This is a genomic window from Propionivibrio sp. (assembly GCF_029255185.1).
Classification (GTDB): domain Bacteria; phylum Pseudomonadota; class Gammaproteobacteria; order Burkholderiales; family Rhodocyclaceae; genus Propionivibrio.
Window position 1 is genome coordinate 1 of sequence record NZ_JAPUVO010000131.1, and the last position, 13456, is coordinate 13456.

Sequence of the window (13456 nt, forward strand, 5' to 3'; positions counted from 1 at the left end):
CGGCAAATTCGATGCGCTCGATTTTGTAGTAGTCGTCCTGCCGGGTGAAGTAGTTGTGCAGGCTGATGGTGTTCGTGCTGCCCTTGATGCCGATCTGCAGATGATCGTATTCAACGCCGCCCCCCGTGAAACGTGCCAGCACTACGTCGCTCGGGGCGATGTCGGGGGCCACCGGAAATCGTGTCATTTCCGCCCAGACTGCGAATCGTGTCGTTGCCGGCGAGGCCATCGATGAGCAGGGTGTCGGTCTTGTCTGGCGTGGTGTCGGTGTTGTCGATAACGTCCTGCCCGGACCCTGCGCCACCGTTTAGTCATAGTTGTCTTTGATGCAGGCCGTATGCAAGGGGTTGAGGTAGTAGCTGTTTCGATTCGCATTCCCGTATGCACGGCGCTGTGAAATGGTAAAATTTGCGCCGTTGCCATACTCCAAAAGCGAATCCATGTTTGCTCGTTTTATGCCCCAGGAGGGCAAGTTTTTTGAACTCTTCAACGCACATGCCGAGCAGGTTGTGCTGGGTAGCGAGGCGTTGGTTGCTTTGCTGTCGGTGCTGAACGACTCTGACGAGGATGCGGCCAAGCATTGCGAAATCATTGATGTCATCGAGAATCGTGCCGATGGCATTACCCACGAGACGATGCGGCAATTGCACAAGTCCTTTATCACGCCGCTTGATCGCGAAGAGATTCATCAACTGATTACCCGCCTTGATGACATCCTCGATCTGATCCAGGATGTCGCGCATACGGTGACGCTTTACAATGTCAGGCACATAACGACCGAAGCCGTTAACCTTAGTGAACTTTGCCGCTCTTGCTGTGAGCGGGTACGTGCCGCGGTGGCTCTGCTGCCGTCGATGGACAACGGGCCGGAAATTCTCAAGATCTGCCACGAGATCGATCAGCTCGAATCGGCGGCTGATCGTGAAATGCGCGGAGCCATGTCCAGATTATTCCGGGAAGAGCCGGACGTTCGCGAATTGATCAAGTTCAAGGCAATCTACGAACTTCTTGAAACCGTGACGGATCGCTGCGAGGATGTGGCGAACATCATCGAAGGCATCGTCCTCGAGAATTCCTGAGCGGCACCAGCCATGGCAACTTCGACCATCAGTCTGGGTGTCCTTGTGTTCCTCGTTTTTCTGGCTCTGGCCTTCGATTTCATGAATGGTTTTCATGACGCCGCCAATGCCATTGCCACGGTGGTCTCGACCCGTGTCATGAAACCCCATACGGCAGTCACCATGGCCGCTTTTTGCAATGTGGCGGCCATTTTTATTTTTGAACTCAAGGTCGCGGCAACCGTTGGCAAGGGAACCATCGAGCCTTCGGCCATCGATTATTACGTTGTCTTTGGCGCCCTGGTTGGCGCCATCGCCTGGAACGTCATTACCTGGTATTACGGCATCCCTTCATCGTCATCGCACGCCCTGATCGGCGGCCTGATCGGCGCCGCGATAGCGCATGCCGGGCCAGGTTCGCTGATTACGTCCGGCGTCATCAAGGTGGTCGCCTTTATCCTGATTTCGCCACTGCTGGGTATGGCGCTCGGTTCGCTGATGATGATCCTGGTCTCCTGGGTCTTCCGCAGAAGTACGCCGCGGCGCGTTGATACCTGGTCGCGTCGGTTGCAGTTGATTTCAGCGTCGGCCTACGCCCTGGGTCACGGCGGCAATGATGCGCAAAAGACCATCGGTATTATCTGGATGTTGCTGCTGTCCGCAGGAGTTATGCAGAACGGCGATCCTATGCCCTTCTGGGTGGTGGCGTCCTGTTACACTGCAATTGGCCTGGGGACGATTTTTGGCGGCTGGCGAATTATCAAGCTGATGGGGCAGAAGATCACTAATCTGCGCCCGGTGGGTGGTTTTTGTGCGCAGACTGGCGGGGCGGCGACGCTGTTTTTTGCCACGGCGCTCGGTATCCCGGTGTCAACAACGCATACCATCACTGGCGCCATTGTTGGGGTAGGCGCCACGAAAAGGCTCTCGGCGGTACGCTGGGGACTGGCCGGAACCATCGTCTGGGCCTGGGTTCTGACCATTCCATGCAGCGCCTTGATTGCCGCCGTTTTTTGGTATCTTGGCCACTTCTTCTTGTGAGATGAGGTCGCCGTATTCACCAAGCCCGCCCAGACTTATGCCGGAATGTCCGGCACCAGCATTTTTTCAAGCTGGTAGATTTTGTCCTTGAGTAGCAGCTTTCGTTTTTTTAGACGATGGATCAACAACTGGTCCTGTTCAGGCAATGGCGTGCTGATTAGGTGTTCGATGATCAGATTGAGGTCGCGATGCTCTACCTGAAGTTCATTCAGTTTGGTGCGTGCATAGCTTATTTCTTCTTCGGTTAGCATCATCCGGGGGTCCATTGTTGACATTCGGTATAGTAGGCTCGGCTCGGGGGAAAAACAACGCGGGGGTAACTGAAGGATACGAAGGCGCGTATTCCGACAATTAATTCAGTGCGCGTATTCGAGACTTGCAGCATTGAGGAGTTTTTGCGAATAGAATGGTGGCTCAAGGTTACGACCGTTGCCATCTGCTGGAGAAGGAAAATGCTTTATCACGTGATCGTTTCGTTTGGTAAAGACAAACAATATCAATTCAGGTTTTCTCAGGCCGAACTCTCTGAAAGCTCGCCGGAGGAAGCGCGTCGCTGGTTTGACAAGGAGTTTTCCGAGCTGAAATGTGAACCCAGTAACCCGGTGGGCAAGGTGTTGATCATCGACAAGATACTCAACATTGCCCGCTATGGCGGCGAACAGCGCTTTATCGATGGCAAGATGTGGGCTACGCAGTTTGCCCGATACACCGCACTGGCCCTGGGGCGCGACACTATTCGCGTTGACGTTGAGGCGTTCAATATCGGTTATTGATCGATCGGCGCGACTCAATGCGGCGCGGGTTGTTCGGCCTGCGCCGTTTTTATTGAGACGTTTCTTTTGAATTAACTGCCCTTATTTCATGAACAAGGCGTTCACCAAGGAAGCTGACGGCGACACTGAGGCGGATGAACCCGAGGTTGGGCTGACCCTGCCGCAGGGAAGCCGTAACTACATCACGCCAGGAGGCTATGCACGGATCAAGAGCGAGCTCGATCAACTGTTGCGGACAGAACGTCCGCATATTGTCGAGGTTGTGCATTGGGCGGCGTTGAATGGGGATCGCTCGGAAAATGGTGACTACATTTACGGCAAGCGACGTTTGCGTGAGATTGACCGGCGCATCCGATTTCTGACCAGGCGGCTGGATCTGGCCGAGGTCGTCGATCCGGCGCGCCAGGAAAATCCGGATCAGGTTTTTTTTGGCGCCACGATCACGATCGAAGATGAGCAGGGGCATGAACAGATTTATCAGATCGTCGGTGTCGACGAGACTGACTTCATGCGCGGACGAATCAGTTGGGTGTCGCCCTTGGCGCGGGCGCTGCTCAAGTCACGAGCAGGCGATCGGGTGCGTTTCCAGAGTCCGCTTGGTTGGCGTGAGGTTGAAGTGCTTGAAATTGACTATCGGAGTATCGAAGCTTGAGTGTTGATTTGCCCGTCCATGCGTTCATGCAGTGTGATCTGCTCGAATGTGCGCCATCAATGTCCGTGCGTGAGGCGGCGGCGCGCATGCATGATGCGCATTGCGGGTCGATCCTGATTGTCGACGCAGGCAAGCCGGTCGGAATCTGGACCGAAACAGACGTGCTGGCGGGAGCATGGCGTTCGGTAAATGATCTTGAGCAGCCGGTGTCAGCCTTCATGAGTGCTCCGGTGAAGAGCATTGCGGCGCAGGCCACTCTGGGTGAAGTGGCCCGCAGCTTTCGTTTGGCGGGGGTGCGGCACTTTCTGGTGAATGATTCCCAGGGCAGCCCTCTGGGCATCATTTCGCAGACTGACGTGGTTTGCAACCAGGCCGCAGAATTTTTTCTTCCTGCAAATAGCGTGGCGTCCCTGGTCCCGGGAGACCCCGTTTGTGTGGACGCGAACACCTCGTTCAATGATGTTCGTCAATTAATGCGCAATCTCAATATTGATGCTGTCGTCATTCGTTCCGGGCAAGGCTACGGGATCATTACCATGCGCGACGTGGTCGGGGCGCTGGGGGCGAAAAAGTTGACGGCGAGTGCCGGCGAGCTGGCCAGTTTCCCGTTGCTGACGATTCGTCGAGATGCCACGCTGTTTCAGGCGCGCAGTCTGTTTTCCCGGAATCGGATTCGGCATCTGGGCGTGATTGACGATCAGCAGGTGCTGGTTGGCCTGCTGACCTTTCGTGACCTTTTCGAAAATATCGAGCACGCCTATGTCGATAGTTTGCTTCCCGCGCTGGAACTGAAAACCGAGAAACTTCTCCAGACGCAACGCGAACTCGTGCGTCAGGCGAGCCTGACCGAAGCCGTTCTCAACGCCCTGCCGATTAATGTTTTCGTCAAGGATGAGGCGGGACGATTGATTATTGCCAACGAAATGACAGCACAGACGATTGGTCGGCCACTGGCCGAAATTATCGGGAAATGCGATGCCGAGATGTTTCCGGCTGAAATAGCCGGGCCCATGATTGACGATGACGCAAAGGTTCGCTCGAGCAATCAGACCTTGATCCGCGAAGAGCTGTTGGCCGATGGGCGAACTCTGCTGGGTCAGAAGCGCATGATTCAGGTCGAAGGTGCCCCTCTGCTGCTTGGCGCTTCCATGGATGTCACTAAATGGAAACGTGTCGATGCGCTGATGGTCAGCGATCATCATGTTCTTGAACTGATTGCCGGTGGCAGCGATTTGCCGGTTATTCTTGAGGCGCTGTGCCGGCGTATGGAAATACATCTGCCCGGCGCACTGTGTTCGATCCTGTTACTCGCCGACGATGGCGTTCTTCGTCTCGGCGCTGCACCGAATTTGCCGCCAGAGTATTTGCAGGTGGCTGAGGCTGCGTCTGTCGGGCCTGCAGACCGTTCCTACGGCGCGGATGTTTTCTTCGGTGAGCAGGTGCTTTTTAAAGATATCGCCAGCAGTTCGCTGTGGACCAGCCATGCTGATCTGGCCAGGCGGTGCGGCCTGAACGCTTGCTGGCCGACTCCGTTTTTCTCTGCTGCTCGTCAGCTCTTGGGTGTCTTTGCCATTTACTACACTCAGACAAAACATCCGGATGACAATGATTTGACGGTCATTGGGCATGCCACCCGGCTGGCCTCGGTAGCCGTTGAACGCTGGCAACAGATTTCCGAGCTCAAGCGTCTGGCGACGACCGATCAACTGACCGAGCTTAGCAATCGTGCTCATTTCATGGAGAGTGCCGAGGCCGAGTTGCGCCGTAGCTGTCGTTTCAAGCGCGATCTGGCGGTGTTGATGATCGACCTTGACTTTTTCAAGCGGGTCAACGACCGTTATGGTCACGCCGCCGGGGATGAGGCTTTGCGTGTTTTTTCCAGGGTGCTGATCAGCGAAACCCGGGCCTTTGATCTGCTCGGTCGTATCGGCGGCGAAGAATTTTCAGTGGTGTTGACGGAAACCGGTAGTGAGGTGAGCTTGCAGATCGCCGAACGCTTGCGCCGAGCTGTTGAGCTGACAAGTTTTGTTTTTCAGGATAGCGGGCCGATCAGTTTTACCGTCAGTATCGGCGTTGCACTGCTGCAAGCCGGCGACAGCCTCGACAGTTTACTGGCGCGCGCTGACGACGCGCTCTATCGCGCCAAGCACGCCGGTCGCAACCGCGTTGAATGCGGCTGATTAGCCTGCACTGAAACCAAGGGCTTGAAATAGCCGAGCTTGACCCAATGTAAGCTCGCGTCGCCGGGTGTGCACGCGCCTCCGGCCTAGTTCAGACCACTATTTTCAACGGAGTATTTAATGGGCGCCAACAAGGAAACACTGGGTTTTCAGACCGAAGTCAAACAGCTATTGAATTTGATGATTCACTCGCTGTACAGCAACAAGGAAATTTTCCTGCGCGAGCTCGTCTCCAACGCGTCCGACGCCTGCGACCGCTTGCGCTTTGAAGCGCTCAATAACAGCGCGCTTTATGGCGATGATTCCGAACTCAAAATCCGCCTTGCCTTTGACAAAACGGCGCGCACCCTGACCATCTCCGACAACGGTATCGGCCTGTCGCGCGACGAAGCCGTCGAGCACCTTGGAACTATCGCCAAGTCCGGCACGCGCGAGTTTTTCTCGGCGCTGACCGGTGATCAGGCCAAGGACGCACACCTGATCGGCCAGTTCGGTGTCGGCTTCTACTCCTCGTACATCGTCGCCGACAAGGTCACCGTGATCTCCCGTCGCGCCGGGCTGGAAGCCAACCAGGCTGTCAAATGGGAATCTGCTGGCGAGGGCGAATTCACGGTCGAGATGGTCGAGAAGGCCGGACGTGGCACTGAGGTTACCCTGCATCTGCGCGAGGGCGAGGACGAATTCCTTTCCGGCTGGAAGCTGCGTCAGACAGTGCGTAAGTACTCCGATCACATCACTCTGCCGATCATCATGAAAAAGGAGGAGTGGAATCAGGAGAAGGGTGAGCAGATCACTACCGACGAGGAGGAAACCGTCAATCAGGCCTCGGCGTTGTGGGCGCGACCCAAGTCGGAAATCGCCGACGAGCAGTACAAAGCGTTCTACAAGCACGTCGCCCATGATTTTGAAGATCCGCTGGCCTACGTGCATGCCAAGGTCGAGGGCAAGCAGGAATACACCCAGCTACTCTACATCCCGTCGAAAGCGCCGTTTGACCTGCTTGATCGCGGTGCGCGCCATGGCGTGAAACTGTATGTGCGCCGTGTCTTCATCATGGACGACGCCGAGCAGTTGATGCCGGTTTACATGCGCTTCGTGCGCGGAATCGTTGACTCCAACAACCTGCCGCTTAACGTTTCGCGCGAAATTCTACAGGAGTCGCGCGACATCGATACGATCCGTGGCGGTTGCGTAAAGAAGGTATTGAGTCTGCTTGAAGGCCTTGCGGAATCGGAAGACGCTGCCGAGCAGGAAAAATATGCGACCTTCTGGAAAGAGTTTGGCCGCGTGCTCAAGGAAGGGACCGGCGAAGACTTTGCCAACAAGGATCGTATCGCCAAGCTGTTGCGCTTCGCGTCGACCCATGCCAACACCCCGGATGAAGTCGTCTCGCTGGCCGATTATGTCTCTCGCATGAAGGAGGGCCAGGAAAAGATTTATTACGTCACCGCCGAAACCTTCACTGCCGCCAAGAACAGCCCGCATCTCGAAATCTTCCGCAAGAAGGGTATCGAAGTGCTGCTGCTGTCTGACCGCGTCGACGAGTGGGTTACCGGCAACCTTACCGAGTTTGACGGCAAGTCCCTGCAATCCGTGGCCAAGGGTGGTCTCGATCTGGGTACGCTGGAAGATGCAGCCGAGAAGGAAGAGGCCGTAAAGGCCGCCGACGAGTACAAGGATCTGCTCGACAGGATTAAAACAACGCTCGGCGACAAGGTCAAGGACGTTCGCGTAACACATCGTCTGACCGATTCACCGTCCTGTATCGTCGCTGACGAGCACGACCTGGGCGGCAATCTGGCACGCATTCTCAAGGCCGCCGGGCAGAAAGCGCCGGAAAGTCGCCCGATTCTTGAAATCAACCCGAAGCACCCGGCGGTGCAGCGTTTGAAATACGAAGAGTCGCGTTTCGATGACTGGGCCAACCTGCTGCTTGAACAGGCGACCCTTGCCGAAGGCGGCACGCTTGACGATCCGGCGGGCTTCGTCAAGCGCATCAACGACCTGATGCTGGCGCTATCCGCTAAATAGGTCGAGTACTCTGTCCGACGCTTGGGATGCTTGGGCACGGAGTGCCCAAGCTCATCAAGGCCGGAAACCTCACAGGTCGACTATAGCCGGGTTATCTCGCCGCTCAAGGCGCGTAGCTCGGCGCGTAGTTCGCTCATCTCCTGTTCGAGCCGTTCAACCCGCTGTTGCAGGCTGCCCGGTTCGCCATCCTTGCTCCCTTCCGCTGCCGCCGCCTGCAAGGGATGATCTCCGCACAGCAGATGCGCCCAGCGACGCTCCCTTGAACCAGCCTGCTTGGGCAGTTTGCTCACCAGCGCGCCGCTGCTGCGCTGCGCCAGTTCTTCCAAATAGGCCTCTACCGAAGATGCATCGTCAAAGTGGTACAGCCGCTCGCAATTGGCGCGCAACTCGCTGACCGTTTGCGCGCCGCGCAACATCAGTCCGGTGAGCAATGCGACGCTGGCTGACGGGAGGCCATAGATTTTTCCAAAGTTTTGCGCATAACGCAGCACGCGGCCCGAAGCGCCATAGGTTTCCAGTACCAACAGGCGGCCACGCAAGTCCTCGAGCGCAGCCTGTATCTCGCTTTCGCTGACGTTCATCACCGGTTCGCGCGAACTCTTCTGGTTGCAGCCCGAAGCAAGGCTATTGACGGTCAAAGGGTAGACATCGGGTGTTGTCTTTTCCTTTTCGACCAGGACGCCAAGCAGTCGGGCTTCCAGGGGGGTCAGCGGGGGCATGGCGTGGCTCATGGGCTTGTTCTCTGGTTTGGTTGTGGTTCAGGTCGCTGGCTTGCGCCAGACACTGGCCAGCCACGGTTGTTGCTCGCGGGGCAATCCGGGCGGACGGTAATAGTGTTCAAGTTCGACATAGCCGGCATCGGTCATGTGGCTGCGCCAGGTTTCAAGGTCATGGTAGGCGCCGTAGCGCCCGCCGCTCCAGCCTTCGCTATTGTCGCCGCGCGGGTTGGAGCAAAAGAGGGCGCCGCCGGCTTTCAGCGCGCTATGCAACTGGCGTAGCACGCAGGGCAGTTCCTGGCTCGGCACATGAAACAGCGAAGCGTTGGCAAATACGCCGGAGAAGTGCTCGTCGGGTAGGTCAAGCTTGAGAAAATCCTGCTCCCATACCTCGCAGCCGCTTTCGGTGCGTGCCATCTGCGCGAAACGCTCGGCGCCATCGAGCCCGATCGGCCGGTGGCCGAGCCTGGCGAAAACTTTGAGGTCACGTCCCGGGCCGCAGCCAAAATCAAGAATCGTGAACGGCGGCGGGCCAGGGATGTGCCGCAACAAGGCGTCAATGTTTTGCCGCACATCGTGCTCGCGCGTACCCAGGCGGTACGCTTCGGCGCACTGGTTGTAATGCGCCAGCGTCAGCGTGCTGATCTGTTCGAGGTCGATGTGCGCCACGGCGGGGCTGCTGCACATCGGTGGTCGCAGCGTCCTGACTGCCGCTTACTTTGTGGTAAAGCCAGAGAATTTGGCCGAGGCGGCGTCTTCCGGCGTAATTTCCACTTCAAAATTCCACGAGAATTTGGCGCCGAGATTATCCACACTGGGCATCGCCGTGCCGATCTCCTTGCCGTCTTTATCGAGCAACTTGAATTCCGCCGTGGCGTGTACGATAGCTTGGCTGGATGAGTTGCTGACGCTGCCCTTCAATACGGACTTGCCCGCTTGGTTTTTGGCGATCTTGAACTCGACCAGCGACAGGACATCAGCATTGATCGGAGCGGCTGCCTGGATTGCTACGGGCTTACTTTCGGCGGGGGCGCTGCTTTGCTTGCCACAGCCACTGTTGATCAGGATTAAGGCGGTGGCCATCAGGGCCATCGGGAGGGACATTTCAAGTTGTTTCATGATGTGCTCTGCGCAAGGGTAGTGATCGGAATAATGCTGACGGTCATTCAGCATGTAATGGGTGAAGAATTGTACCTGCTTACCAAAGGTTTGCCGATTTTGTCTTGTCGTTAAACGGCTCAGGCAAGGGAACCGAAGTTCCGACCCGTGGTCCGCCATGGGTTGACTCTGAAGGTGCGCCACTATGAACCGCATTACGGTTACCCCTCACTCCGGCGCCGAAACGATCCCGCGCGAGGTCTGGTCTCGCCTCTGCCCGCCTGCTCACCCCTTCCTTAATGCCGATTTTCTGACGATCCTTGAGCGGCACGGGGCGGCCGGGCGCGATTGCGGTTGGCTGGCGCGTCATCTGGTGGCCTCTGATGAGCGGGGGACGGTGCTTGGTCTGCTGCCCCTCTACGTCAGGTTCAACTCGCACGGGGATTTTATCCATGACTGGTCGTGGGCGTCGGCGTACCAGCAGCTTGGTCGGGTTTATTACCCGAAACTGCTCAGTGGCTTGCCGCATACGCCGGCCGTGGGGCCGCGCCTGCTGGTGGCCGAGGGCGTCGATGCGTCGAGGATTCGCAGTGCGCTGATAGCCGGCGCGCAGGCTCTGGCGACTGAATATGAGGCCTCGTCGTGGCACGTCGCATTTCCCGGCGCAGAAGACCGGGCGGCACTGCAAGGGGCCGGCCTGTTGACCAGCAATAACGTTCAGTTTCACTGGCTGGACAGCGCATGCGGCGATTTTGACGGCTATCTGGCGACCTTTGCCGCTGACAAGCGGCGCAAAGTCAAGGCCGAGCGGCGACGGGTCAGGGACAGTGGCCTGATTATCGAAGTGCGTCACGGCGACGACGTCAACCCGGCCGAATGGCCTGTTCTTCATGCGCTCTACGCGTCAACCTTTGAAAAATTCAACAACCTTGCGGTATTGTCGCCAGCGTGTTTCGCCGAACTGGCGTTGGCCCTGGGGCGGCGGATGGTTCTCTTCATTGCCCGTGATGGGCATGCTCCGGTCGCGCTATCACTCTGTTTTCGCAGCGATGAAGCGCTTTATGGCCGTTACTGGGGCTGCAATGGCCACTATCACAGCCTGCATTTCGAACTCTGTTTCTATCAGGGAATCGACTATTGTCTGCGCGAGGGGCTACGCCGCTTCGAGCCCGGTGCCGGCGGCGAGCACAAGATCGCACGTGGCTTCACGCCAACGCTGGTGCACTCAGCGCACTGGATCGTCGATCCGGCGATGCGCGAACTGATCGGTCGGCATCTCGAGCGGCAGGGCAGCGCGGTCGTAGCGTATCGGGATGACGCGAATGATCATCTGCCGTTCCGCTACGCAGCGGCGCTTTCTACTTCTTCGGCATGAGATTGTCCCGCAGGCACTGGCGGTGCTCATTGCCGAGCTTGTCCCTGCACAACTCACGTGCTTTCTGGTGCCGCTGGCAGCGCGCCGGATCGGCTGATTTGCTGCAATCGGTGGGCGGCATTTTTTCCCCCACGCACTGCTTGAACTGCACACCGCTCTTGTCCTTGCAGGATTCGAGCACCTTGTGGCGCGCTTCTTGACGTGCCTGGCATTGCTCGATGTCCCTGGCCTTGCTGCAATCTGCCGGACTGCGCTTGACCTGCTGGCTCGGTGCGACGGGTGGGGCCGGCGGGGAGTGTGGGAACGGCGGCAGTGGCGCCAATCCAGGAGCGCCGGGAACGCCGGCCGGTCCTTGCTGGGCGATGACCGGCATGGCGATCAATGCGACCGCCAGTGAAACAACAAAAAGCAGGGTTTTCATCAAGGGGACCTCATGGGTAATGCTGCCCGGGGTTTCGAGCCTTATATCAACCGGTCATTGTAGTCTGCCCAAGACAAAGCACCAAGCAACAAGGGAGCAAAGTGGTCCCCATTTTTTCATGCCCTTCGCCTGCGCGTAGGCATTGTCATCACCATTGAGCCGCCTGCGTCTTGTCGGGTATAGTCCATGAATCACCACATTTGAATGCTCCTTATGTCCGACCAGATGGCGAATACCGTTCCTGAACACCGCCTGACGATGGCCGAGGTTCTCGGTATGCTGGTGGCTGATGGGCTGGTTGCCCAACCCGAAGCGGACACGCTGATTGCCGAGAGTCGCCTGAAGCGTCTGGTCGCGCATCCGCTGGCGATCGTTGCCGATCAGAAATGGAAATCGCAACTGGCGCCGCATCGTTCGCTGACGCTGGAGGACCTTTCGGAGTGGTTTGCCGGCAAGATCGGGTTGGAGTATTACCACATCGACCCGCTGAAAATCGATTTCACGGCGGTGACCGACGTTATGTCGAGCGCCTATGCCACGCGCTTTGGCATTCTTCCGGTACAGGTTACTGCCCATGAAGTTGTGGTGGCGACCATTGAGCCCTATTTGCGCGACTGGGAAAAAGAGATCCAGCCGATCGTCAAAAAGGGCATCCGTCGGGTCATTGCCAACCCGGTTGATGTGGCGCGCTATCTGGTCGAGTTTTATAACCTTGCACGCTCGGTCAAGAAGGCGACGCAACTTGGCGGACAAAGTTCAGGGCTTTCTTCATTCGAGCAACTCGTCGAATTGGGGCGAACCAATCGCCAATTCGACGCCAACGACCAGCATATCGTCAATATTGTTGACTGGCTCTGGCAGTACGCCTTTGAGCAGCGCGCCAGCGATATCCACATCGAGCCGCGACGCGAGATTGGTATTGTGCGGTTCCGCATCGACGGTGTGCTGCACCAGGTCTACCAGATACCGATGAGCGTGATGGCGGCGATGGTCAGCCGCATCAAGATTCTTGGCCGCATGGACCTCGTTGAAAAGCGTCGCCCGCAGGATGGGCGCATCAAGACGCGAACCGCCGACGGGCAGGAAGCGGAGCTGCGTTTGTCGACGCTGCCGACGGCGTTTGGCGAAAAAATGGTGATGCGGATTTTTGACCCTGAAGTACTGGTGCGCAATTTTATCGACCTGGGTTTTTCCGAAGATGATCAGGCGCGCTGGAAGGTCATGTCGGAAAGCCCCAACGGTATTATTCTGGTCACCGGCCCGACCGGTTCAGGAAAAACGACGACGCTTTACTCGACGCTCAAACAGCTGGCGACGTCTGCGGTCAATGTGTGCACCATCGAGGATCCGATTGAAATGGTCGAGCCGGCGTTCAACCAGATGCAGGTGCAGAACGCTATTGACTTGGACTTTGCCCAGGGTGTGCGCGCGCTGATGCGTCAGGATCCAGACATCATCATGGTTGGCGAAATACGGGATCTGGAAACTGCCGAGGTGACCATCCAGGCCGCACTGACCGGGCATCTGGTGCTATCCACCCTGCATACCAACGACTCGCCAGCGGCAGTAACGCGTCTGCTTGATCTGGGCGTGCCATCCTATCTGATCAGCGCGACAGTGCTTGGCGTCATGGCCCAGCGCCTGGTGCGCGTGCTTTGCCCGAATTGCAAGAAGTCGAGTCCGGCGAGTGCCGAGGATGAGGCCATGTGGGATCGCCTGGTCGCACCATGGAAAGCCAATCGCCCGGCACAGTTCCAGCATCCGGTCGGTTGTCTTGACTGCCGCATGACCGGTTACCGCGGGCGGGTTGGTCTCTACGAAATCCTCATGCTGTCGCCGGACATGAAACAGGCGATCAGCGACAACGCCGATGTGGCCAAGATTCGCGATCTGGCGTATCGCGAAGGCATGAAACCCCTGCGCATTTCTGGCGCCATGAAGGTCGCTGCGGGGGTTACCACGCTGGCGGAAATCTTCAAGGTCGCGCCGCCGTCCGAACGTTCCTGATTGACTGCGCAATCGCTATTCTATGTCGGTGTGTATCTGTGAACAAATCGGTCTGGCAAGCGTAATATATAGCCAAGCATGTATCCCATGCTTGGCGTAGAAAT

Annotated in this window: 15 protein-coding genes; 8 read left to right on the forward strand and 7 right to left on the reverse strand. The window is 57.4% G+C overall.

Annotation, left to right across the window (positions count from 1 at the left end; all coding sequences use genetic code 11):
- A partial coding sequence (locus tag Q1J43_RS13865) for a calcium-binding protein (protein ID WP_301103095.1) occupies positions 1-187 on the reverse strand: 187 nt, incomplete at its 3' end.
- Complete coding sequence (locus tag Q1J43_RS15945) at positions 111-278, reverse strand: hypothetical protein (protein ID WP_366141926.1); 168 nt, start codon at positions 276-278, stop codon at positions 111-113. The genes Q1J43_RS15945 and Q1J43_RS13865, both read right to left, overlap by 77 nt.
- Before the next feature lie 162 nt (positions 279-440).
- On the opposite strand from Q1J43_RS15945, the gene Q1J43_RS13870 reads away from it, so the two are divergent.
- Positions 441-1079 carry a DUF47 domain-containing protein gene (locus Q1J43_RS13870; RefSeq protein ID WP_301103096.1) on the forward strand — a complete coding sequence of 213 codons (639 nt, stop codon included), beginning with the start codon at positions 441-443 and terminating at the stop codon, positions 1077-1079.
- A gap of 12 nt (positions 1080-1091) precedes the next feature.
- The gene (locus Q1J43_RS13875; protein WP_301103097.1) at positions 1092-2099 is read left to right on the forward strand and encodes an inorganic phosphate transporter; all 1008 of its coding nucleotides are present in this window, start codon (positions 1092-1094) and stop codon (positions 2097-2099) included.
- A 35-nt stretch (positions 2100-2134) separates the two neighbouring features.
- Here the strand turns inward: Q1J43_RS13875 and Q1J43_RS13880 are convergent, their stop codons facing one another.
- Positions 2135-2353 (reverse strand): DUF465 domain-containing protein, encoded by a 219-nt coding sequence (locus Q1J43_RS13880; protein WP_301103098.1) that lies wholly within the window; start codon positions 2351-2353, stop codon positions 2135-2137.
- A gap of 198 nt (positions 2354-2551) precedes the next feature.
- On the opposite strand from Q1J43_RS13880, the gene Q1J43_RS13885 reads away from it, so the two are divergent.
- The 4 genes from Q1J43_RS13885 (at position 2552) to htpG (ending at position 7735) form a co-directional block, all read left to right on the forward strand.
- Entirely contained in the window at positions 2552-2872 is a 321-nt protein-coding gene (locus Q1J43_RS13885; RefSeq protein ID WP_301103099.1) for a hypothetical protein, read from the forward strand.
- 88 nt (positions 2873-2960) lie between these two features.
- Positions 2961-3524 carry a transcription elongation factor GreB gene (gene greB / locus Q1J43_RS13890; RefSeq protein ID WP_301103100.1) on the forward strand — a complete coding sequence of 188 codons (564 nt, stop codon included), beginning with the start codon at positions 2961-2963 and terminating at the stop codon, positions 3522-3524.
- Positions 3521-5704, forward strand: a complete 2184-nt coding sequence (locus Q1J43_RS13895; protein WP_301103101.1) for a diguanylate cyclase — start codon at positions 3521-3523, stop codon at positions 5702-5704. Before greB ends, Q1J43_RS13895 begins: the two co-directional genes overlap by 4 nt.
- Before the next feature lie 120 nt (positions 5705-5824).
- Positions 5825-7735 (forward strand): molecular chaperone HtpG, encoded by a 1911-nt coding sequence (htpG, locus tag Q1J43_RS13900; protein WP_301103102.1) that lies wholly within the window; start codon positions 5825-5827, stop codon positions 7733-7735.
- Between the two features lie 80 nt (positions 7736-7815).
- Here the strand turns inward: htpG and Q1J43_RS13905 are convergent, their stop codons facing one another.
- The 3 genes from Q1J43_RS13905 to Q1J43_RS13915 are packed head-to-tail and all read right to left on the reverse strand — an operon-like array spanning position 7816 to position 9729.
- Positions 7816-8454, reverse strand: coding sequence for a YceH family protein (locus Q1J43_RS13905; protein WP_301103103.1), 639 nt, complete (start codon positions 8452-8454; stop codon positions 7816-7818).
- A 39-nt stretch (positions 8455-8493) separates the two neighbouring features.
- The gene (locus Q1J43_RS13910) at positions 8494-9138 is read right to left on the reverse strand and encodes a class I SAM-dependent methyltransferase (RefSeq protein ID WP_301103104.1); all 645 of its coding nucleotides are present in this window, start codon (positions 9136-9138) and stop codon (positions 8494-8496) included.
- A gap of 27 nt (positions 9139-9165) precedes the next feature.
- Entirely contained in the window at positions 9166-9729 is a 564-nt protein-coding gene (locus Q1J43_RS13915) for an FxLYD domain-containing protein (protein ID WP_301103105.1), read from the reverse strand.
- A gap of 25 nt (positions 9730-9754) precedes the next feature.
- Here Q1J43_RS13915 and Q1J43_RS13920 point away from each other — a divergent pair, with 25 nt between their 5' ends.
- Entirely contained in the window at positions 9755-10924 is a 1170-nt protein-coding gene (locus tag Q1J43_RS13920) for a GNAT family N-acetyltransferase (RefSeq protein ID WP_301103106.1), read from the forward strand.
- Here Q1J43_RS13920 and Q1J43_RS13925 read toward each other — a convergent pair.
- Positions 10908-11345, reverse strand: coding sequence for a hypothetical protein (locus Q1J43_RS13925; RefSeq protein WP_301103107.1), 438 nt, complete (start codon positions 11343-11345; stop codon positions 10908-10910). The genes Q1J43_RS13920 and Q1J43_RS13925 overlap by 17 nt on opposite strands.
- 204 nt (positions 11346-11549) lie before the next feature.
- On the opposite strand from Q1J43_RS13925, the gene Q1J43_RS13930 reads away from it, so the two are divergent.
- Positions 11550-13352, forward strand: a complete 1803-nt coding sequence (locus Q1J43_RS13930) for a GspE/PulE family protein (protein ID WP_301103108.1) — start codon at positions 11550-11552, stop codon at positions 13350-13352.
- Positions 13353-13456 lie beyond the last annotated feature (104 nt).